Raw genomic sequence first — 20,523 nt, 5'->3', positions numbered from 1 at the left:
TGGTCACTCCCGTTTCCCATCGGGCGGGGCGGGATTACGACAGGGGTTAGCGGCGGTTGGCGCGGTAGAGCCCCTGTTGATCAATATAGTGCGCAACCGACTCGGGCAAGAGGTAGCGGGTGTCTTGCCCCGCATCCAGCAAGGCCCGCAGTCGGGTGGCTGACAGTTCGATGGGCTGGTTGTCCGCCAGCCAGATATGACCGGCCAGACGCTGATGCAGCGCGTTGGCATCCGCGGTGTGATGGCGCGCAAGCAGCTGCGCCACCTCGGCCGGATAATCCGGTTGCCAGCCCGGCCGCACGCTCACCACCAGATGGGCATGGTCGAGCAGCTCCTGCCAGCGGTGCCAGCTTGGCAGGCTCAGCAGGGAATCCATCCCCATCAGAAAACAGAGCGGCGTATCGGGCAGTTCATGACGCAGCTCGATCAGGGTATCGATGGTGTAAGAGGGCTTGTCTCGTCGCAGCTCCCGCTCATCCACCACAAAGTGGTGGTTCTCCGCCGCCGCCAGTTTGACCATGGCGAGGCGTTGTTCGCTGGAGCAGAACGGATTGGCGCGGTGGGGCGGGATATGGTTCGGGATGAGCCGCATTTCGGCTAGCCCGAGGGCATCGCGCGCCTCGATGGCCGGGCGCAGATGGCCGATATGGATAGGATCGAACGTGCCTCCCAGCAGGCCAATGGGCGCCTTCAGCACGGGCTGCTCTCCATCACCAGCGGCAGCGGGGGGCCATCACGAAAGCCGAGGGCAATGGTCTGCAGCATCAGCCAGGCCTGCTCGGTATCGAAGCGGCGCTGGGCATCGTCCAGTTGGGCCATCAGCTGCCACAGTTGCTGCAACTTGGCAAACGGCAGTCGGGTTAGTGCTTGCTGAATGAGCTGCTGGCGGCTCTGCCAGATGCGCAGGCGGCTGAAGTGCTCACCCAGCGGCTGGCCGTTGCGCATCGCCAGCGACAGCTCGGTCAGCTGCTCCAGTTCGCGGCAAAGGGTCCAGGCCAGCATGCCCGGCTCGGTACCTTCGGCCCGCAGGGCGGCCAGAATGCGCTGGGCCCGGTTCACCTTGCCTTCCAGCAGGGTATCGACCAGCTGGAACGGGGTGAAGTGGGCGTGGCGGATAATGGTCTCTTGCAGATAGGTGACGCTGATGGGCTGGGGCGGCGAGAGCAGGGTCAGCTTCTCGATCTCCTGGCTGGCGGCCAGCAGGTTGCCCTCGTAGGAGTGGCACATGAAGTTGATGGCATCCGGCAGCGCCTTGAGGCCGAAACGCGCAAAGCGGGCGCTCATCCAGCGCGGGAAAAACTTGGGCTCCGGATGGTTGACCGGCACATAGGTGCCAATCTGGTAGAGCTTGTCGAACCAGGCCGCCTTCATCTGGGTCTGGTTGAGGCGACCGCCACTCAGCACCAGCAGCAGGTCGGGATGAAGCTGCTTGCCAATTTCGCTGATACGGGCGGCCAGATCCTTGTCCACCTTGGCGGGCAGCTCCAGCTCGATGATCTGGCGGGCGGAGAAGAGGCTCATCGCCTGACAGGCATCGTAGACCTGATTCCAGTCCAGCCCCTGTTCTACCACGAAGGTGTGGCGTTCATCGAAACCCTGCTTGCGGGCGATCTGACGAATGGCATCGATGGCCTCCAGTCGCAGCAGGGGCTCGTCGCCAAAAACGAGATAGCAGGGCCGAAGCCCTGCTTTGAGGTGGTCACCAAATTGTTCCGGGTAAATCCGCATCAGAAGCTGACCTGACTCAACTGCCGGATCACCTGATTGGCCGCCTGCTCCTGCATCTCGCGGTTGAGCTGCTCCTGCTCACGAGAAGAGGCGAGCGCTGCATCCGGTTTGTTGAGGAAGCTGCGGTTGAAGTTGATGGGGAAGACCTGAGTCGGCTTGCCCGGTACCGAGATGGTGAACTGGGTACCAAAGCCCAGCACATATTCGGTGTCCGTCCCCAGCGCGTTGACCGAGGCAACCTGACTGGTGCTGCCTACACCGCCCAGAGTGAGCACCGGAATGCCCTCCTTGTCGGCCAGGGTCACGCCAGAGGCCTTCAGACGGGTGGTAACCATCCGGTAGAAGTCGCTCTTGTTGTCGCCCACGACCTTCATGGTCATCAGCTCGCTCGGAATGCCGTTGCCGCGCATGTGAAAGCCGCAGCCTTGCAGCAGCAGACCAGCCAGCACGATGGCCATCCAGCGGGTGAAGATGGTGCCCATAGAAAATCCTCTTTGCATTAAGGGAAAGCGGCGGGCGCAGGGCCCGCCGTTATCATCCGTTTGCTGTCACAGATTGGCAATGATCAGTTGGCAGCCAATTAGTTAGCGACAATGTTGAGCTGTCATGGGCCGGTACGTTGTTACCCATGAGTGGCCACACAGTCAGCCAAGGTCGCCAAATGGTATGACATCAGTTGGCAACCGATCAGTTAGCGACAATATTGAGCAGCTTGCCTGGTACATAGATCACCTTGCGCACGGTCAGACCGTCGGTGAACTTCTGTACCGAGGCATCGGCCATCGCCAGCTTCTCGACGTCGGCCTGGCTGATCTCGGCCGGCACGGTCAGTTTGCCGCGCATCTTGCCGTTGATCTGCACCACTACCAGCTTCTCGGTCTCGACCATGGCCGCTTCATCGGCCACCGGCCAGGCTGCGTGATCGATGTCGTCGCCCTTGCCCAGCATCTTCCACAGCTCGAAGCCGATGTGCGGAGTGATGGGGTAGAGCATGACTACCACAGCTTCCAGCGCTTCCTGCATCAGGGCGCGGTCCTGCTCGTCGTTGCCCAGCTTGGATAGATTGTTCATCAGCTCCATGATGGCGGCGATGGCGGTGTTGAAGGTCTGACGGCGACCCACGTCATCACTCACCTTGGCGATGGTCTTGTGCAGTTCACGGCGTACCGCTTTCTGCTCGTTGGTGAGAGCAGCCACATCCAGCGCGGCAACGGCGCCACCGGAAACGTGTTCGAAGGTGACGCGCCACAGGCGACGCAGGAAGCGCTGGGCACCCTCTACGCCGGAGTCGGACCACTCCAGCGTCATCTCGGCCGGAGAGGCGAACATCATGAACAGACGGACGGTATCGGCGCCGTAACGCTCGACCATCAGCTGCGGGTCGATGCCGTTGTTCTTGGACTTGGACATCTTGGTCATGCCGGAGTGCATTACCTCACGACCTTCGTTGTCGATGGCCTTGGTGATGCGACCCTTTTCGTCACGCTCTACCTTGACGTCGGTCGGGCTGACCCAGACGTTGCCGCCCTTCTCGTCTTTGTAGTAGAAGGCGTCGGCCAGCACCATGCCCTGGCAGAGCAGGCGCTTGAACGGCTCGTCGCTGTTGACCAGACCGGCGTCACGCAGCAGCTTGTGGAAGAAGCGGGCATAGAGCAGGTGCATACAGGCGTGTTCGATACCGCCGATGTACTGATCCACCGGCAGCCAGTGGTTGGCAGCCGCCGGATCCAGCATGCCCTTGTCGTAGTCCGGGGAGCAGTAGCGCGCGTAGTACCAGGAGGACTCCATAAAGGTGTCGAAGGTATCGGTCTCGCGGAACGCTTCCTGACCGTTGTAAGTGGTTTTGGCCCACTCGGCGTCAGCCTTGATCGGGCTTTGGATACCGTCCATCACCACATCTTCCGGCAGCAGTACCGGCAGCTGGTCTTCCGGCGTCGGCACCACGGAGCCGTCAGCCAGGGTCAGCATCGGGATGGGGGCACCCCAGTAACGCTGACGGGAGACACCCCAGTCACGCAGACGGTAGTTGACGGTGCGCTTGCCCTTGCCGAGCCCTTCCAGCTTGCTGGCGATGGCATCGAAGGCGCCCTGGAAGTCGAGACCGTCGAACTCGCCGGAGTTGAACAGCACGCCCTTCTCGGTGTAAGCGGCTTCGCTCACGTCGACGTCGCCATCAACCGGCTTGATCACCGCCTTGATGTCGAGGCCATATTTGGTGGCGAATTCGAAGTCTCGCTGATCGTGGGCCGGAACCGCCATCACGGCGCCGGTGCCGTAGTTCATCAGCACGAAGTTGGCGACCCAGACCGGTACCTTGCGGCCATCCAGCGGGTGAATGGCATAGAGGCCGGTGGCCATGCCCTTCTTCTCCATGGTAGCCAGTTCCGCTTCGGCGACCTTGGTGTTCTTGCACTCTTCGATGAAGGCGGCCAGCTCCGGATTGTTCTGGGCTGCTTGCAGCGCCAGCGGGTGACCGGCAGCGATACCGACATAAGTCACGCCCATGAAGGTGTCCGGACGGGTGGTGTAGACCTCCAGCTGCTCAGCCTGACCCTCGATATTGAAGCTGATGTTGACCCCTTCGGAGCGGCCAATCCAGTTGCGCTGCATGGTCTTGACCATCTCCGGCCAGCCTTCGAGGTTGTCGATATCGTTCAGCAGCTCTTCGGCGTAGTCGGTGATCTTGATGAACCACTGGGGGATCTCTTTCTGCTCCACCGGGGTGTCACAGCGCCAGCAGCAGTTGTCGACAACCTGCTCGTTGGCCAGCACGGTCATGTCGTTCGGGCACCAGTTGACGGAGGAGGTCTTCTTGTAGACCAGACCCTTCTCGTAGAGCTTGGTGAAGAACCACTGCTCCCAGCGGTAGTAATCCGGTTTGCAGGTGGCGACTTCACGATCCCAGTCATAACCCAGACCCAGCATCTTCAGCTGGTTCTTCATGTATTCGATGTTTTCGTAGGTCCAGGGGGCCGGCGCTGTGTTGTTCTTGATGGCGGCGTTTTCCGCCGGCAGACCGAACGCATCCCAACCTATGGGTTGCAGCACGTTCTTGCCATTGAGGCGTTGATAACGGGAGATCACATCACCTATGGTGTAGTTGCGAACGTGCCCCATGTGTAGACGACCAGACGGATAGGGGAACATGGAGAGGCAGTAGAACTTCTCTTTGTCTACTTTTTCCACGGCCTTGAAGGTTTTCTTGGCATCCCAGTGCTTCTGCACTGCTGGTTCGATTGATTGGGGAACGTATTGCTCTTGCATTGGTGACATCCGGATCTGTGAAATGAATAGATAAATCAGCTGGGAAATCGCAATAGAATACCCATATCCTGCGGCGGCAACAACCGCCAGCATCCGTCAAGCCTGAAGCCGGGCCAGAAAGGGATTTAGCAGAGGAGTAACAGCCATGGACAAACGTCAAAAAGGGTATGAAACCTTCATTGCCGAACTGCAAAAGCAGTGGCAAGAGACAGAGCAGTTCCAGGGGGAGCGCCTCAACCGGATGATTGCCAAGGTGCAGGCCTATCTGGAGGCAGCCAGCGACCTGACTCAGGACGAACTGGCGCTGATCGCCGAGTATGTGAAGCGGGATCTGGGCAACTATGACGAGGGGCGCCATGACGATAGTGCGCAGGTGGAAGAGTCTGCCTTTATGTTGGCCCTCAAAGACACCGCCTGGTCCTGGCTGGCGGATGTGACCGACCGCGCCCAGGTGGAGTGGCGGGAGCTGGCCGACGAGTTGGAGCACAAGGGTGTTTACGAAGCGGGTGACTGGGTAGGGCTCGGGGTCATGGTGTGCGACCAGTGTGGCTGGCGCCATACCGTGCTGCATCCCCAGCAGCTCGATACTTGCCCCGAATGCGGCTGCGCCGAGTATCACCGCGAGCCGCTCTCGCCCTGAGTCATGCCATCAATTCGGACGAGACAACGAGCAAAAAGGCGCCATCAGGCGCCTTTTTCTTGCTTGCAGGTTTCGTTGGGGCGTTTACTTGCCCGCGACGGAGAGGCCGCCAAAACGGATCTGCGGGGCGTAGAAGCTCTTGCCGTCGTTGTGGTGCAGGGTATCCCCGACCGCTTCCAGCTCGCCCAGCAGGCGGTAGAAGTTGCCTGCTACCGTGATGCCGCGCACCGGCCGCAGGCGAACTCCATCGCGACAGAGGAACCCTGACGCGCCAAAGGAGAAGTCGCCACTCACCGCATCGGCACCGGAGTGCAGGCCGTCCAGCTTGACCAGCTCCAGATAGTCGCCGCTCTGCACCTCCGCTTCGCTATGGGGGCCCGCGCCAAACACCAGATGGCGAACGGTCACATCGAGGGCGCTGCGGGCACCGCGAGCGGCCGAGCCGTTGCTGGCGACGCCAAAGTGGCGGGCGGTGGCGCTGTTGTGGAGCAGGGTCTTAAGCTCCCCTTCGCCAATCAGCAGCAGATCCGAGCTGGCCGCCCCCTCGCCATCAAACGCCTTGATGTTCATGCCGCCAGGCATATAGACCCTGCTCTCCAGAGTGAGCCAGCGTGACGCCACGCTCTGGCCGACCTTGCTGCGCCAGGGGTTGATCCCCTGCTGGGCCCACTTGCCCGATAGCACGCCCTGAAAGCAGCCAAACAGGCTGGCGAAGCAGTTGGTGCTGAAGATGACGCTGTAGCGACCGCTCGGCACCGCTTCACCGGGCAGCAGGCCATCGGCGATGGCGTAGATCTGCGCGATGAGCCGCTGGCTATCCAGCTCGTCGAAGCGACGGCCATACTGCCCCTGCGAGAGCATCGACTGGCGGCCATCCCGTTCGACCAGCGCCGAGGTGTAGCAGCCGACGCTGAACTCACCGTGCTGACAGAGGGTGCCCTGACTGTTGGCGAGCCAGAGCTGGCTCTCCCCTTCGAAGAAGCTGTTGTAGGGGGCGCCGCTCACATCGGGCATGGCCAGCATGTCTGACTCCAGGCGCAGGGCCAGGGCGATCTTCTCCTCAACCGGCGTGGTATCGGGTTGATTGATCTCGGCGCAATCTGTGGTGATCCGGCTATTGGCCACCGAGATGCGCTGATCCGGATCCACCTTGGCAAAGCGGCTGGCATCGAGCGCATCCTGCAGCATGGCATCGAGCGCTGACTCATCGAGCGCTTCCGAGTAGGCGATGCCGACCCGGCCCTCTTTTATCAGGCGAATGCCGATCTGCTGACTGCTGGTCACCTTGTATTCGCCGAGCTCGCCCTTGTCGGCCTTGAGGGAGAAGGCTCTCTCCTGATTGGCGATGATGTCCGCTTCGGCGTTGAGATCGGCCACCTTGTCGAGCAGGCGGGTGATCAGTTGGTTCATGTCGAGCTGGCTCATCAGGCATTCCCTCCCACCAGAATATTGTCCACTTTCAGAGCTGGCTGGCCCACCGAGGTGGGGACCGAGCCCGAGACCGAGCCGCACATGCCGGCGGCCAGCGCCAGATTGCGGCCCACCATGGAGATCTCTTTCAGCACCTGCGGGCCGGTGCCGATCAGGGTGGCCGACTTGAGCGGTTTGGTTATTTTGCCGTGCTCGATGAGGTAGGCCTCCTGCACATTGAAGTTGAATTCACCGGTGCCGGGCTGTACCGAGCCGCCCCCCATCTTCTTGGCGTAGATACCGTGCTCCACCGTGGCCAACATGTCGTCGAGGCTGTGGTTGCCCGGCTCGATATAGGTGTTGCGCATGCGCGAGGTGGGGGCGTACTTGTAGGATTCGCGCCGCCCGGAGCCGGTGCGGGCGTAGCCCGTTTTGAGGGCACCCATTCTGTCCACCAGAAAGCCGGTCAGTACGCCGTCCTTGATGAGCTGGGTATGCTGGGTCGCCATCCCCTCGTCATCGACGTTGATGGAGCCCCAGGCGTTGCTCTGCAAGCCTTCATCCACCGCATTGACCACCGGATTGGCGATAAGCTGGCCCATCTTGTCGTGGAATACCGAGGCCTTTTTGGCTACCGAGGTGGTCTCCAGCAGATGGCCGCACGCCTCGTGGAAGATGACGCCGCCAAAGCCGTTCTCCATGATGACCGGTAGGGTGCCGCTCGGGCAGGGAGCCGCCCCCAGTTTCACCAGTGCCTGACGGGTGGCGGTGAGGGCCAGCTCGCGCGGATCGATGCGATCGGCATGCTCCCACCCCATCAGGGCGCCGGGGGCCTCGTAACCGACGCTCTGCTCGCTCCCTTCCATGGCGATGGTCTGGGCCATGATGCGGTTGTAGTGGCGGCGATCGGCGACTTGCAACCCTTCGCTGTTGAAGATCTCCACCTCCTGCTCCCAGCCCAGCACGTTGCCGGAGAACTGGCTCACCTTGTCGCTCTCGGCGCGGGCCGCCGCATCCATGGCGTGCAGATAGGCGATCTTCTGCTCCAGCAGCTTGTCTGCCGACAGGGGCATGGCCACCGGGTTGCGATCGCTCAGGCGGGTGAAATCGAAGGCGGTGGCGGTCACCACGGGGTCACGGCGGTCTTTGGCCGCCAGCAGGGTGACGATGCGCAGCAGCTCGTCGCGGCTGGCCAGATTGGTGTAGCCGTAGAGCACCTTGTGGCCGTAACAGAGGCGTACACCGATGCCGAAATCGAGGCCGCCGCTGATGTTCTCTATCTGGCTGGAGAGCAGGCTGAGCTGGCTGCGGCGCTTGCGCTCGACAAACAGCTCGGCGAAATCGGCACCCAGCGCCAGTGCGTGATCGAGCACGTCACGGGCAATGGCGGGGGCCAACAGGGAGAATGGGGTCATAGAATATCCTTTTCTGGTCTGTCCGTTTGCTTCCGACATCCGGCTCTGATTGTTATGGGATGTCGAGTCCATTGTTGCAGACCAGCACAAAAAAGTCGCTATAGCGTCATGCGATGATACCGATTGAGAAAATCGGTGCGATAACTGCGCCCGGCGGCCAGGGCCAGGCTCTCAGGGTCGTTTTGCCAAAACGTGGGAAAGATCAGAGCAGGGCGTGGATTTCGCTCAGGATCTGCTCGACCCACTGCTCGATGCGCGGATCGGTCTGGTCATATTGATTGGCATCGTCCAGCGCCAGCCCGACGAAGTGACGACCATCGTCGATCAGTGCCTTGGAGGCATCGAATTCGTACCCTTCGTTGGGCCAGTAGCCCACCAACTTGACCCCTTTTGGCACCAGCTGATCGTGCAGCATGCCGAGGGCGTCCTGGAACCATTCGCCATAACCGAGCTGATCGCCGAGGCCAAACAGGGCCACGATGCGTCCCTCCAGATGGAGATCGGCGATATCTTCCCAGCGGGACTCCCAGTCCTCCTGCAGTTCGCCAAAATCCCAGGTGGAGATGCCGAGGATCAGGATCTCGTAATCCTCCATCAGGCGCAGGGAGACATCCTTGATATTGTGAATATCCACCAGCTCGGGGCCGATGAGGGCGCGGATCTTCTCGGCAGCCATCTCGGTGTAGCAGGTGGTGGAACCGTAAAACAGACCAATCTTCATCGCTCTTCTCTCTGTTGGCGCGTTCTCGCTTGCTTTTGGCGCGTTCTCGCATGCTCGTGTGGGCTGCGCCATGTTGGCAACACGATGGGTAACGTAAGGGGAGGGCGCCAGTCTAGCAGATTGCCATTCGACCTTCACCGCCCGGTAAGGAGTGTGGCAAACGTGCCTTATCTTTCCAATGAAAGTACCTTGTCTTTCCAAGGAGTTGGCGCGTTACAATGGGCCATCGATCCCCTGATTGCAGCGCACCATGAGCAAGCCCGACCCCCATCCCCTGATTGAACCCTTTCTCGATGCTCTCTGGCTGGAGCGGGGGTTGTCTGACAACACGGTCAGCTCTTATCGCAGCGATCTGGAAAAGTTCTCCCTCTGGCTCGACGAGCAGGGGAGCTCGCTGCTGCTGGCGGGGATGGACGAGATCCAGCACTACCTCGCCTGGCGGGTCGATCACCAGTTTGCGGCCAGCAGCACCGCCCGCTTTCTGTCGGCCCTGCGCCGCTTTTACCAGTATCTCAACCGCGAGAAGCTGCGCAGCGACGATCCGACTGTGCTGCTGGAGGGGCCCAAGCTGCCGAAAAAACTTCCCTCCGATTTAAGCGAAACGGAGGTGGATGCGTTGCTGAGTGCGCCGCTGGTGGATGACCCGCTGGAGTTGCGGGACAAGGCAATGCTGGAGCTGCTCTACGCCACCGGCTTGCGGGTTTCCGAGCTGGTGGGGCTCACCGCCGAGCATGTCAGTTTACGTCAGGGTTTGGTGCGGGTGGTCGGCAAGGGCAACAAGGAGCGGCTGGTGCCGATGGGCGAGGAGGCGATGCACTGGCTGGAGCGTTACTACCGGGAGGCCCGCACCCTGCTGCTGGGTGGCACCAGCTCGGATGTGGTGTTTCCCTCCAAACAGGCCCGTATGATGACCCGCCAGACCTTCTGGCATCGCATCAAGCTCTATGCCCTGCGGGCCGGGATTAACGGCGAGCTATCCCCCCATACCTTGCGCCACGCCTTTGCCACCCATCTGCTCAACCACGGCGCCGATCTGCGGGTGGTACAGATGCTGCTGGGCCATGCGGATCTCTCCACCACCCAGATCTACACCCATGTCGCCAACGAGCGGCTCAAGGCCCTGCACGGGGAGCACCACCCCAGAGCTTGAGTGGCTGGCCTCCCAAAAACAAAAAACCGCCAGCAGGCGGTTTTTTTATCTCTACACGACAGGAGATGGCGCTTATTTCCCTTGCTGGGATTTCAGCAGATCACGGATCTCGGTCAGCAGCTCCTGATCCTTGGTCGGGCCTGCCGGGGCGGCGGCTTCCTCTTCCTGCTTTTTCTTCAGGGTGTTGATGGCCTTCAGTCCCATGAAGATGGCAAAAGAGATGATCAGAAAGTCGATGATGGTCTGGATGAACTTGCCATAGGCGATGACCACGGCGGGTGTTGCACCTTCTGCGGCCTTCAGGGTGACCGCCAGGTCGCTGAAGTCCACGCCGCCCAGGATCAGGCCGATGGGCGGCATGATCACGTCACCGACAAAAGAGGAGACAATTTTGCCGAAGGCGGCACCAATGATGATACCGACCGCCATATCGATGACGTTGCCGCGGGCGGCAAAGGCTTTGAACTCTTGAATCAGACTCATTATTTCCTCCGAAATTAAACAAGATAGCGCGTTGATTACCCTTGCCAAAGGGTGAACTCTTGTCAGGAAAAACAGAGGCTAAGCCGCGTTGTTCCTGTCGTCCTGACTAGCTTGCGGGCGTTATGAGTCCTTGGCAATCGGGGGGAACCATTTTTTTGGTACAAAGTGATATTAATTTTTTGGTAAGTAGCTGGTTGAATGATGAGCTGTGCTGCTGTAGTTTGCTGGGTCGATTCATTCATACCACGTGAGTAAACAAGTGAAGTATTTACTACTGGGAATGATGCTTTTGTGCACATTTGCTGCCAGAGCGGGGATGGATACCCAAGCCTTGAAACAGACCATCACGGCCCGGCTGGGGGTCCCCGTCTATCTGGTTGAACCGACCCCGATCGCGGGGTTGTATATGCTGGGCACCTCGCAGGGGGTGCTCTACAGCGATGCCAAAGGGGATTATGTGGTGCAGGGGGTCATGCTGGATATGACCCGTGACATGAAGAACCTGACCATCTCGGGTATGCGCGAGCAGCGCCGACTTGGCTTGGCACAGGTGGCCCATGCCCCCATCGTGCTCAAGGCCCGTGATGAGCGTCACCGGGTTGCGCTGTTTCTCGGTGAGCAGGATGCCAAACGCCGTCAGCTCTCCGGCACCTTGCAACACCTGCAGGCATCCGGGGTGAGCGTGGCTCTCTATCCGGTGATTGATCACGCCGAACGGGCCGCCGACTGGTGCAGCGATCCCCTGCTGCAAAATGATCCGTTAAAAGCCTATTTGCCTCAAACGGCATGTAGTGAGACCCTTATCCAAAATATTGGCCTGAGCCAATGGTTGGGGGTCAAGGTACTGCCGGCCTGGGTCTCCTCCGACGGGGATCTGGTGCGCGGGTATCAGAGCCCCGAACAGCTGCTCAAGATACTGGATCATATTGATGTCCCTGCAAATCCGTCGTCGTCCGCGAGTTGATGATTCCCATCTGCCTGCCACATTGCATCCTCTGCTTCGCCAAATCTTCGCCAGTCGTGGCGTAGAGGATCCCGCCCTGCTGGAGCGCAGCGCCAGCCAGCTGTTGCCGCCCCAGCGCCTCTATGGCATGGAGCAGGCGGTGCCGCTGCTGGCGGATGCCCTGACTGCCCAGAAACGGATCCTTATCGTCGGCGACTTCGACTGCGATGGTGCCACCAGTTCGGCGCTGTGTGTGCTGGCCCTGCGCGCCATGGGGGGTCGCCACATCGATTTTCTGGTGCCCAACCGCTTCGAGTTTGGCTACGGCCTCACCCCCGAAATTGTCGAGCTGGCGGTGGCCCGTGGCGCCGAGTTTCTGATCACGGTGGATAACGGCATCTCCAGCATCGCCGGGGTGGCGGCAGCCAAGGCGGCCGGCATGCAGGTACTGGTTACCGATCACCATTTGCCGGGTCAGGAGCTGCCTGATGCCGATGCCATCGTCAATCCGAACCAGCATGGTTGCGATTTCCCCTCCAAGTCCCTGGCCGGGGTGGGGGTGGCCTTCTACCTGATGGCGGCCCTCAACACCCATCTGCGTCAGCTTGGCTGGTACGAACGGCAAGGGTTGCGCGCCCCCAATGTGGCGGATTACCTCGATCTGGTGGCCCTCGGCACGGTCGCCGACGTGGTGGCGCTCGATGGCAACAACCGCATTTTGGTCCATCAGGGCTTGCAGCGGATCCGGGCCGGGCGCTGTCGCCCCGGCATTCAGGCGCTGGTGGATGTCTCGGGTCGCGATGGTCGCCGTCTCACCGCTGCCGACCTCGGTTTTGCGCTGGGGCCGCGTCTCAACGCGGTGGGCCGTCTCGATGACATGTCCCTCGGGGTCGCCTGTCTGCTCTGCGATGATCTCAATTTGGCGCGCCAGCTTGCGGCTGAGATGGACAGCCTCAATCAGGAGCGCAAGGAGATTGAGCAGGGGATGCAGCAGGAGGCCCTCGCCACCCTGGAGCAGATCCGTTTTCGCGATGGCGAGGTGCCGTCGGGCATAGTGCTGCACCGGGACGAGTGGCATCAGGGGGTGGTGGGGCTGGTGGCCTCCAAGGTGAAGGAGAAATACTACCGCCCGGTCATCGCGTTTGCCGAGAGCAGCGAGACCGAGCTCAAGGGCTCCGGCCGCTCCATCCCTGGCGTGCACTTGCGCGATGCGCTGGAACTGCTCGATACCCGCCACCCGGGCCTGATGGGCAAGTTTGGTGGCCATGCCATGGCGGCGGGGTTGACCCTCCCCAAGGCCAACATTGAGGCGTTCGGTCGGGCCTTTGAGGCGGTCATCAGCGAGCTGGTGACGCCGGAGCTCTTGACCGGGGTGCTGCTCACCGATGGCGAGTTGTTGCCGGATGAGCTCAATATCGAGCTGGCGGAGCTGATTCGCGCCTCCGGCCCCTGGGGTCAGGCCTTCCCCGAGCCGCTGTTCGACGGCGAGTTCGTGCTGGTTCAGCAGCGGCTGGTGGGGGAGAAGCACCTCAAGATGATGCTGACAACAGATTCCGGTCACGCGGTGGATGCCATCGCCTTTGGCGTCGATCTCAAGCGCTGGCCCGATGCCTCGGTCAAGCGGGTGCGGCTTGTCTACCGGCTTGACGTCAACGAGTGGCGCGGCAACCGCAGCGTGCAACTGCTGGTGGAGCATCTGGAGGCAGCCGGTCTCTGAGTCAAGAGCATCGCAGCCCTATCGCTGACAACGGCCACCCTCGGGTGGCCGTTTTTGTTGGCAGATCTCTGGAAAAGGGCGTTGACCTGTCTATAGCTTTACAGTTTAAGCTCGTCTCTATCGGGTCACCTGAGGGCCCGCACCGTGAGTGATTGCCATGAAAATATCCGAACTGGCCCGCCGCTGCGGCCTCGCCCGCTCCACCCTGCTCTATTACGAGAAGCTGGGGGTGATTGCCGGTACCCGGGCCGCCAACGGCTATCGCCACTATGACGAGGGGGATCTGCAGCGACTGCAGATGGTGCAGGCCCTGCAGGCAGGTGGCCTCAGCCTCAAGCAGTGCCTCGCTTGTCTGGCTGGCGAGATAGATCAGGCGGCATTGCAGGCCCGGGTCAGGGAGCTGGATGAGGAGCTGGCGCGGATGCAGCGCGCCCGGGATCTGTTGGCGGATCTGGCAGGGCTGCGCCCGCGCTCCGGTGAGGAATTCAAGGCCTGGCAGTTGCAACTGCAGCGCGAGGCACCGGAGGCCTACTTCGCGTGGGTGATGAAACAGGGTTTTAGCGAGAAAGATCGCTACCACTTGCAATGGTTGAGCAAAGACATGAATGAACATGAGCGTTACATCAAGGACTTTATCCAGCTGCTGGATGGCATGAGTTACTGGGGGCCGGGGGATCGCGCCTTCACCCAGCAGCAGTTTGCCGCCTTGCCCATCCGGCCGCGCCGGATCCTCGACATGGGCTGCGGGCGCGGTGCCTCGACCATGGCGCTGGCTCAGGTGACCGATGCCGCCATTGTGGCCATCGATCTGGAAGAGGAGGCGCTGGCCGCCGTGGCGCACTCCGCCCGTGCTGCGGGCTTTGAGCATGTCTCCACCCTCTGCGCCAACATGGCGGCACTGCGGGACGATCTGGTCCCAGCCGACCTCATCTGGGCAGAGGGGAGCGCTTACGTGATGGGGGTTGCTAATGCGCTGAAGGCGTGGCGTGCGCTGCTCGCGAGCCCGCAGGCTTGCATCGTGCTCAGTGATACGGTCTGGCTGACCGATAACCCGCCCGAGGAGGCGTTGGCATTCTGGCAGCAGGATTATCCCGCCATGCAGACGCTGGCGGGCCTGCTTGAGACGATACAAGCGGCAGGCTACCGCTGCCTGTCGCACACTCCCTTGCCGCTGAGCGCCTGGAACAACTATCTGGACCCTATTGAGGTCAATCTGGTGCGCTATCGAGACGAGCTGGGGGAGAGTGCCGCCTGGCAGGACTTGAGCCGGGAAGTGGCCATCCACCGCCAATATCTGGGCAGTTACGGCTATGTGATCTTCTGCCTGCAGGCGATGTGAAGAGGATGGCTATTGCCATTGAGGGTGAGCCAGTGACCGGACGGGGGGAGCAGATGCTCCCCCATTTGTTTGGGTTTTTAAATGCTCAGTTCAGTGATAATTGAGAGTTTAGTGCTGATTTTAATGATTAGGTGAATATCAAAATCCAATAAAGCGATGGCTTGTGATATATTTATCCCCGCATTCCTGTCATCCCTGAAGGAGCTCGAACCTTGCCTCTTGCCAGTCGCTTACCCCCAAGCCGCATACAGCACGGTGCAATGGCGTTTGCCATCGCCTGCATTCTGTGGCTCGCTGCTTTTGCCGCAGCTGGGCTGAGCGCCGTGTCGCAGGGGCCATCTGCCGGGGCGATGGCGGGGATGGCACTGCAAGACCCGATCAACCAGCGTCTGGTCGACACGGTCGGCTTGCTGCCGGGCAACCAGTGGCGCCACGGGGTCGAGCAGGGGCGGCGGTTGGCGAAGGAGCGGGACGGCCATCTCTACCAGATGCTGCTGGCCTGGTTCCAGCACGATATCCTCGGCCTGCTCTGTGGCCTGCTGTTCTTTGTGCCGCTGATCTATGTCAGACAAGCTTGTGGCCACGTTGGCTATCTGCATAAACGGCAACTCTGCGGCCACCATCTGCAATTTCGCTTCTGTCACGGCGACTAGCTCACCCAGCTGGCGGACGCTCATCCACGTTTTCACACGACTTTTAACGCTCCCGATTGACTGACGGGGCAGGCTGACACCTGCAGCCTGCGCTCTATCGTCCGGAGTTGCGTCCGCGCTTTCTGTTGTTTCGTCCATGCTGCTGTCCATCGGCCAGAGGCAGACTTTCTCTTTGCGCAAACACCTGGTGAGCACACCCTATGGACTACTACCTCAACCTGTTTATTCACTCAATCTTTGTCGAAAACCTCGCCTTGGCCTTCTTTCTGGGGATGTGTACCTTTCTGGCCGTCTCGAAGAACATCAACACCGCCTTTGGCCTTGGCATGACGATCCTGGTGGTGATGGTGATCGCCATTCCCCTCAACAACTTGATTTACCGCCATATCTTGCGGGCAGGCAGCACCTTTTTCGGGGAATTCGATCTGGGATTTCTCGATTACATCATCTACATCGGGGTGTTGGCGGCGCTGGTGCAGGTGATGGAGATGGTGCTCGACAAGTACGTTCCGGCGCTCTATCAGGCGCTCGGCATCTATCTGCCGCTGTTGACGGTGCACTGCGCCATCTTTGGCGGGGTGATGTTTATGGCGCAGCGGGATTACGATTTTGTCGAGTCGCTGGTCTACAGCGCAGGCTCGGGGCTTGGCTGGCTGCTGGCCATTGTCGCCATGGCCGGGCTGCGCCAGAAACTGAAGTACGCCGATGTTCCCGAGGGGCTGCGGGGCATCGGCATCACCTTTATCGTGGCGGGGCTGATGTCCCTCGGCTTTATGTCCTTCTCAGGCATATCGCTTTGATTGGAGATGAAAAAAACGAGGCGCCTGCGGGCGCCTCGTTGTTTATCAGGGATTGCGGATGGCCATTACAGCTCGCGGGCCCAGGGATGAGCCTTGGGACGCAGCGCCAGCGCCAGACCCAGCAGCAGCACGGTCAGGCCATAGAGGGGCCAGCTGCCAAAGCGCATGTAGGGGGTCTCGCCGTGGGCGGGACGCACCTCGCTGCGCAGCACACCCGCTTCAAACTGCGGGATCTGGCTGATGATGCTGCCATCGATCTCGGTCACGATAGTGATGCCGGTATTGGTATCCCGCAGCAGCGGACGAGCCAGCTCCAGCGCGCGCATCCGGGCGATCTCCATATGTTGCCAGGGGCCGATGCTGGTGCCGAACCAGGCATCGTTGGAGACGGTCAGCAGGAAGTCGGTATCGGCATTGACGTTGCGGCGCACCTCCTCCGGGAAGATGATCTCGTAGCAGATGGCGGCGGCAAACTTGAGCCCCTTGGCGATCAGGTTGGGCTGCACTTCGTCACCCCGGCTGAAGGAGGACATCGGCAGGTTGAAGAAGGGGGCGATGGGGCGCAGCAGATCTTCAAACGGCACGAACTCGCCGATGGGCAGCAGGTGGTATTTGTTGTAGCGGTTGGAGTGGTTGTAGAAGTAGGACTCCTTGCCATCCGCATCCTGCACCCCCATGCCGAGCACGGTATTATAGAAGCGCTGTTGCTGCTCGTCGTAGTGAATAATCCCAGCCAGCAGGCCGGTATCGTTCACCTTCATCGCCTTGTCCAGATTATCCAGATAGGGGCCCATCGCCTTCTCGATGGCCGGGATCGCCGACTCCGGCCAGATGATGATGTCGGCATCCTGATTCTCGCGGCTCAAGTCCTGATAGGTGCGCACCGTGGGGGCCAGCGCCTCCGGATCCCATTTGAGGGATTGGGCGATATTGCCCTGCACCAGTGCCACCTTGACCGGCTCACCACGGGTGACCCAGTTGAGCTGCATCAGACCGTGAGCACCTGCCACCAGCAGGGCAGGCACCGCCAGCCAGAGCGGGGAGCGGGATTTCCACACCAGCCAGATAGCGGAGGCGGACAGCAACAGGGCGAGGGTGATGCCCTGCACCCCGAGAATGGGAGCAAATCCCTTGAGCGGGCCGTCGATCTGGCTGTAACCAAACCAGAGCCAGGGGAAGCCGGTCATCACCCAGCCGCGCATCCAGTCAGCCACCAACCACAGTGCCGGGAAGGCGAGCAGCCAGCGGCTCCAGTGACGGCCGCCAAAGCAGCGGGCAAAGATCCAGCAGGCGAGCGTCGGGTAGAGGGCCAGATAGGCGGAGAGCCCGGCCAGCAGCACGAAGGCGACCGGTAGCGGGATGCCGCCAAACTCGGTCATGCTGACATGGATCCACCACAGCCCCGGCAAAAAGAGTCCCATGGCGTAGCCAAAACCGCGCCAGGCAGCCTGTTTCGGCGTGGCTTTGTCCAGCAGGGCGTAGAGGCCGAGCAGGGAGGGGATCACCAGCGGCCAGTAGCCGAAGGGGGAGAAGGCCAGCACGGCGATGGCACCAGAGGCCAATGCACTGAGGCTTAACAGAATTTTGGAAGTAACAGGGGATAATCTCACGGGCGATGGTGCTCGTCTTGGTGTGCAACTGGGGTCGAATGGCCGGTATCTTAACCTGTAAGCGGGGCAACGGCGAGCCTCGATGCCGGTGGCAGAGAGCACAACGCCCCGAGGTCGGGGCGTTGTTTCACACATCGAGCGGATCTGCTTATTGCGGCTCGGATTGCGCCGCCGCGTGGTGCTCGGGGATCTTCACCTGCAGTTGCTGCAGACGGCGCCGGTCGGCATGCATCACCTTGAACAGGTAGCCGTCCAGCTCGATCTCCTCGCCCTTCTTTGGCAGGTGGCTGAAGGCGTGCATTACCAGACCACCCACCGTATCCACCTCTTCATCGCTGAATTTGGTGCCGAAGAAGTCGTTGAAATCCTCGATCTCGGTCAGGGCGCTGATGGAGAAGACCCGCTTGCTGAGACGGCGGATTTCGTCCGGCTCATCCTCGATGTCGTCAAACTCGTCGTCGATCTCGCCAACGATCAGTTCCAGTATGTCTTCGATGGTCACCAGACCGGAGACGCCACCAAATTCGTCGACCACGATGGCCATGTGGTAGCGCTCTTCACGGAATTCCTTGAGCAGACGGTCAACCCGTTTGCTTTCCGGCACGATCACCGTGGGGCGCAAGATTTTCTCGAGCTGCAGCGGCTCGCTGGCGTGATGGCCGCCAAACCCGAAGGGGAGCAGATCCTTGGCGAGCAGAATGCCCTCCACATGGTCCTTGTCCTCGTTGATCACCGGGAAGCGGGAGTGACCGGACTCGATGATCACCGGCAGGATTGCATCCACCGGTTGGGATTTCTCGATGGTCACCATCTGGGAGCGGGGGATCATGATATCGCGCACGCGAAGATCGGCGATCTCCAGCACCCCCTCGATCATGTCCTTGGTGTCCTGATCGATGAGGTCGCGCTCTTCGGCATCGGCTATCACGTCTACCAAATCATTGCGGTCTTTTGGCTCGCCCTGGAAGAGTTGGCTGAGTTTGTCGAGCCAGGTTTTCTTCGGCGAGCCGGTACTAGGGTGATCGTCGGTCATTTTCTCTCTTGGTTACTCGTATGAACACACTTGAAATAGTTCGGGTTATATAAGGATGGCCATCTGCTGTTTCAAGACGATGACCATCCGGTTCTTTACTCTTCGTCGTTCAGATAAGGATCGGCAAAACCTAGCTCCTGCATGATGTCGCGCTCAAGCGCTTCCATCTCTTCGGCTTCCTCATCCTCGATATGGTCATAACCTAGCAGATGCAGACTGCCGTGCACAACCATGTGGGCCCAGTGGGCCATGAGGGGCTTGCCCTGCTCCTCGGCCTCGCGCTCTACCACCTGACGGCAGATCACCAGATCGCCGAGCAGCGGCAGCTCCAGACCGGGTGGCGCCTCGAACGGGAAGGAGAGCACGTTGGTGGGCTTGTTCTTGCCGCGATAGGTGAGGTTGAGTTCGTTGCTCTCCGCCTCGTCGACGATGCGCACCGTCACTTCTGCCTCCTGCTGGAAGCCGAGAATGGTGCCGTCGAGCCAGCCTTGCATCTGGGCTTCGGTGGGCAGGCCGTCGGTGCTGGCACTGGCCAGCTGCAGATCCAGGGTTACGCTCATTGCTCGCTCTCTTTGCTGGCGTTTGTTTGGCCGGCCACCTTCTCGGCTGCCTGTTTGGCATCGAATGCCTCATAAGCCTGCACGATGCGGGCCACCACAGGGTGGCGCACCACGTCTTTGGACTCGAAGAAGTTGAACGACAGACCATCGACCCCTGGCAGCACTTCCAGCGCGTGGCGCAGGCCGGATTTGGCGTTGCGCGGCAGGTCTACCTGGGTGATGTCGCCGGTGACCACTGCCTTGGAGTTGAAGCCGATGCGGGTGAGGAACATCTTCATCTGCTCGGTGGTGGTGTTCTGGGCCTCATCGAGAATGATAAAGGCGTCATTGAGGGTTCTTCCGCGCATATAGGCGAGCGGCGCCACTTCGATGATGTTGCGCTCCATCAGCTTCTCGACCCGCTCAAAGCCCAGCATCTCGAACAGGGCGTCGTAGAGCGGGCGCAGGTAAGGATCCACCTTCTGGGAGAGATCCCCGGGCAGGAAGCCCAGCTTCTCGCCCGCTTCCACCGCCGGGCGAGTCAGCAGAATGCGGCGAATTTCCTGACGCTCCAGCGCATCCACCGCCGCTGCGACCGCCAGATAGGTCTTGCCGGTACCGGCTGGGCCGATGCCGAAGCAGATATCGTGGCGCACGATATTGGCGATGTACTGGGCCTGATTTGGGCTGCGTGGCTTGATGAGACCGCGCTTGGTCTTGACCGTCACTTCCTTGCCATAGGGGATGCTCGGCGCCGGTTCGTCATCCTGCTCCAGCACTCGCGACTCCTGAATAGCCAGATGGACCATATCGGGAGTAATGTCGGTCACCTTGCCACCCTTGAGGGGCTGGGTTTCCACATAGAGGTGTTTGAGGATGACGGCGGCGGCATCCAGCTGGGCCGGTTTGCCCACCAACTGGAAGTGGCTGTCACGGTAGCTGATCTCGACGCCGAGGCGGCGCTCCAGCTGCTTGATGTTGTCATCGAAGGGGCCGCACAGGCTGGCAAGGCGCTGGTTGTCGGCGGGCTCCAGATGCAGATTCAGGGTCGAGATGTGTCGGCTCAAAATATCCTCGT

Annotated in this window: 19 protein-coding genes; 7 read left to right on the top strand and 12 right to left on the bottom strand. The window is 60.7% G+C overall.

Annotated elements, in window-relative coordinates:
* Positions 1–46: 46 nt before the first annotated feature.
* The 4 genes from nadD to leuS all read right to left on the bottom strand — a co-directional run bounded on the left by nadD (position 47) and on the right by leuS (position 4,992).
* Positions 47–697, bottom strand: coding sequence for a nicotinate-nucleotide adenylyltransferase (gene nadD, locus VF684_RS08190; protein ID WP_139731226.1), 651 nt, complete (start codon positions 695–697; stop codon positions 47–49).
* Entirely contained in the window at positions 691–1,728 is a 1,038-nt protein-coding gene (holA, locus tag VF684_RS08185; protein WP_120415559.1) for a DNA polymerase III subunit delta, read from the bottom strand. Before holA ends, nadD begins: the two co-directional genes overlap by 7 nt.
* Positions 1,728–2,210, bottom strand: coding sequence for an LPS-assembly lipoprotein LptE (locus tag VF684_RS08180; RefSeq protein ID WP_005335160.1), 483 nt, complete (start codon positions 2,208–2,210; stop codon positions 1,728–1,730). Before VF684_RS08180 ends, holA begins: the two co-directional genes overlap by 1 nt.
* A 205-nt stretch (positions 2,211–2,415) precedes the next feature.
* On the bottom strand, positions 2,416–4,992 hold the full coding sequence (gene leuS / locus VF684_RS08175; RefSeq protein WP_201913181.1) for a leucine--tRNA ligase: 2,577 nt from the start codon (positions 4,990–4,992) through the stop codon (positions 2,416–2,418).
* A gap of 145 nt (positions 4,993–5,137) precedes the next feature.
* Between leuS and VF684_RS08170 the strand changes: the two genes are divergently transcribed.
* Complete coding sequence (locus VF684_RS08170; protein ID WP_279461712.1) at positions 5,138–5,632, top strand: zinc ribbon-containing protein; 495 nt, start codon at positions 5,138–5,140, stop codon at positions 5,630–5,632.
* 84 nt (positions 5,633–5,716) lie between these two features.
* Here VF684_RS08170 and VF684_RS08165 read toward each other — a convergent pair whose 3' ends face one another.
* From VF684_RS08165 to fldB, 3 genes are all read right to left on the bottom strand, one after another.
* Entirely contained in the window at positions 5,717–7,057 is a 1,341-nt protein-coding gene (locus tag VF684_RS08165; RefSeq protein ID WP_376899834.1) for a TldD/PmbA family protein, read from the bottom strand.
* On the bottom strand, positions 7,057–8,457 hold the full coding sequence (locus tag VF684_RS08160) for a TldD/PmbA family protein (RefSeq protein ID WP_323876039.1): 1,401 nt from the start codon (positions 8,455–8,457) through the stop codon (positions 7,057–7,059). The genes VF684_RS08165 and VF684_RS08160 overlap by 1 nt, the downstream gene beginning before the upstream one ends.
* Before the next feature lie 202 nt (positions 8,458–8,659).
* On the bottom strand, positions 8,660–9,178 hold the full coding sequence (gene fldB, locus VF684_RS08155) for a flavodoxin FldB (protein ID WP_021229741.1): 519 nt from the start codon (positions 9,176–9,178) through the stop codon (positions 8,660–8,662).
* Positions 9,179–9,428: 250 nt separating this feature from the next.
* Between fldB and xerD the strand changes: the two genes are divergently transcribed.
* Positions 9,429–10,328 carry a site-specific tyrosine recombinase XerD gene (xerD, locus tag VF684_RS08150; protein ID WP_088868661.1) on the top strand — a complete coding sequence of 300 codons (900 nt, stop codon included), beginning with the start codon at positions 9,429–9,431 and terminating at the stop codon, positions 10,326–10,328.
* A gap of 72 nt (positions 10,329–10,400) precedes the next feature.
* Here the strand turns inward: xerD and mscL are convergent, their stop codons facing one another.
* Positions 10,401–10,811: a large-conductance mechanosensitive channel protein MscL gene (mscL, locus tag VF684_RS08145; protein ID WP_047438040.1), complete on the bottom strand. Its 411-nt coding sequence runs from the start codon at positions 10,809–10,811 to the stop codon at positions 10,401–10,403.
* 316 nt (positions 10,812–11,127) lie between these two features.
* Here mscL and VF684_RS08140 point away from each other — a divergent pair, with 316 nt between their 5' ends.
* The 5 genes from VF684_RS08140 (at position 11,128) to nqrE (ending at position 16,263) form a co-directional block, all read left to right on the top strand.
* Entirely contained in the window at positions 11,128–11,775 is a 648-nt protein-coding gene (locus VF684_RS08140; protein ID WP_005335146.1) for a disulfide isomerase DsbC N-terminal domain-containing protein, read from the top strand.
* Positions 11,741–13,471, top strand: a complete 1,731-nt coding sequence (gene recJ, locus VF684_RS08135) for a single-stranded-DNA-specific exonuclease RecJ (protein ID WP_323924968.1) — start codon at positions 11,741–11,743, stop codon at positions 13,469–13,471. The genes VF684_RS08140 and recJ overlap by 35 nt, the downstream gene beginning before the upstream one ends.
* A gap of 157 nt (positions 13,472–13,628) precedes the next feature.
* The gene (locus tag VF684_RS08130; RefSeq protein ID WP_376899838.1) at positions 13,629–14,810 is read left to right on the top strand and encodes a MerR family transcriptional regulator; all 1,182 of its coding nucleotides are present in this window, start codon (positions 13,629–13,631) and stop codon (positions 14,808–14,810) included.
* A gap of 260 nt (positions 14,811–15,070) precedes the next feature.
* Complete coding sequence (locus tag VF684_RS08125; protein WP_162516372.1) at positions 15,071–15,463, top strand: hypothetical protein; 393 nt, start codon at positions 15,071–15,073, stop codon at positions 15,461–15,463.
* 200 nt (positions 15,464–15,663) lie between these two features.
* Positions 15,664–16,263, top strand: coding sequence for an NADH:ubiquinone reductase (Na(+)-transporting) subunit E (nqrE, locus tag VF684_RS08120; protein WP_043822505.1), 600 nt, complete (start codon positions 15,664–15,666; stop codon positions 16,261–16,263).
* Positions 16,264–16,328: 65 nt separating this feature from the next.
* Here nqrE and lnt read toward each other — a convergent pair whose 3' ends face one another.
* From lnt to VF684_RS08100, 4 genes are all read right to left on the bottom strand, one after another.
* On the bottom strand, positions 16,329–17,873 hold the full coding sequence (gene lnt / locus VF684_RS08115; protein ID WP_376899841.1) for an apolipoprotein N-acyltransferase: 1,545 nt from the start codon (positions 17,871–17,873) through the stop codon (positions 16,329–16,331).
* A 148-nt stretch (positions 17,874–18,021) separates the two neighbouring features.
* Positions 18,022–18,906 (bottom strand): CNNM family magnesium/cobalt transport protein CorC, encoded by an 885-nt coding sequence (gene corC, locus VF684_RS08110; protein WP_005354092.1) that lies wholly within the window; start codon positions 18,904–18,906, stop codon positions 18,022–18,024.
* Between the two features lie 95 nt (positions 18,907–19,001).
* Entirely contained in the window at positions 19,002–19,466 is a 465-nt protein-coding gene (gene ybeY / locus VF684_RS08105) for an rRNA maturation RNase YbeY (protein WP_376899843.1), read from the bottom strand.
* On the bottom strand, positions 19,463–20,512 hold the full coding sequence (locus tag VF684_RS08100; RefSeq protein ID WP_005362369.1) for a PhoH family protein: 1,050 nt from the start codon (positions 20,510–20,512) through the stop codon (positions 19,463–19,465). The genes ybeY and VF684_RS08100 overlap by 4 nt, the downstream gene beginning before the upstream one ends.
* Between the last annotated feature and the right edge of the window lie 11 nt (positions 20,513–20,523).

Origin of the sequence: Aeromonas sp. Lyrl_2, assembly GCF_051948815.1 — a bacterium.
Taxonomy (GTDB): domain Bacteria; phylum Pseudomonadota; class Gammaproteobacteria; order Enterobacterales; family Aeromonadaceae; genus Aeromonas; species Aeromonas veronii.
Note: the sequence above shows the minus strand (reverse complement) of the source record. Positions and strands in the feature narration are given on the sequence as shown.

Excerpts from the sequence above, each read along its gene's own strand:
- holA (WP_120415559.1), bottom strand. The coding sequence starts at position 1,728 with ATGCGGATTTACCCGGAACAATTTGGTGACCACCTCAAAGCAGGGCTT.
- VF684_RS08180 (WP_005335160.1), bottom strand. The coding sequence starts at position 2,210 with ATGGGCACCATCTTCACCCGCTGGATGGCCATCGTGCTGGCTGGTCTG.
- leuS (WP_201913181.1), bottom strand. The coding sequence starts at position 4,992 with ATGCAAGAGCAATACGTTCCCCAATCAATCGAACCAGCAGTGCAGAAG.
- VF684_RS08170 (WP_279461712.1), top strand. The coding sequence starts at position 5,138 with ATGGACAAACGTCAAAAAGGGTATGAAACCTTCATTGCCGAACTGCAA.
- VF684_RS08165 (WP_376899834.1), bottom strand. The coding sequence starts at position 7,057 with ATGAGCCAGCTCGACATGAACCAACTGATCACCCGCCTGCTCGACAAG.
- VF684_RS08160 (WP_323876039.1), bottom strand. The coding sequence starts at position 8,457 with ATGACCCCATTCTCCCTGTTGGCCCCCGCCATTGCCCGTGACGTGCTC.
- fldB (WP_021229741.1), bottom strand. The coding sequence starts at position 9,178 with ATGAAGATTGGTCTGTTTTACGGTTCCACCACCTGCTACACCGAGATG.
- xerD (WP_088868661.1), top strand. The coding sequence starts at position 9,429 with ATGAGCAAGCCCGACCCCCATCCCCTGATTGAACCCTTTCTCGATGCT.
- mscL (WP_047438040.1), bottom strand. The coding sequence starts at position 10,811 with ATGAGTCTGATTCAAGAGTTCAAAGCCTTTGCCGCCCGCGGCAACGTC.
- VF684_RS08140 (WP_005335146.1), top strand. The coding sequence starts at position 11,128 with ATGGATACCCAAGCCTTGAAACAGACCATCACGGCCCGGCTGGGGGTC.
- recJ (WP_323924968.1), top strand. The coding sequence starts at position 11,741 with ATGTCCCTGCAAATCCGTCGTCGTCCGCGAGTTGATGATTCCCATCTG.
- VF684_RS08130 (WP_376899838.1), top strand. The coding sequence starts at position 13,629 with ATGAAAATATCCGAACTGGCCCGCCGCTGCGGCCTCGCCCGCTCCACC.
- VF684_RS08125 (WP_162516372.1), top strand. The coding sequence starts at position 15,071 with ATGGCGTTTGCCATCGCCTGCATTCTGTGGCTCGCTGCTTTTGCCGCA.
- nqrE (WP_043822505.1), top strand. The coding sequence starts at position 15,664 with ATGGACTACTACCTCAACCTGTTTATTCACTCAATCTTTGTCGAAAAC.
- corC (WP_005354092.1), bottom strand. The coding sequence starts at position 18,906 with ATGACCGACGATCACCCTAGTACCGGCTCGCCGAAGAAAACCTGGCTC.
- ybeY (WP_376899843.1), bottom strand. The coding sequence starts at position 19,466 with ATGAGCGTAACCCTGGATCTGCAGCTGGCCAGTGCCAGCACCGACGGC.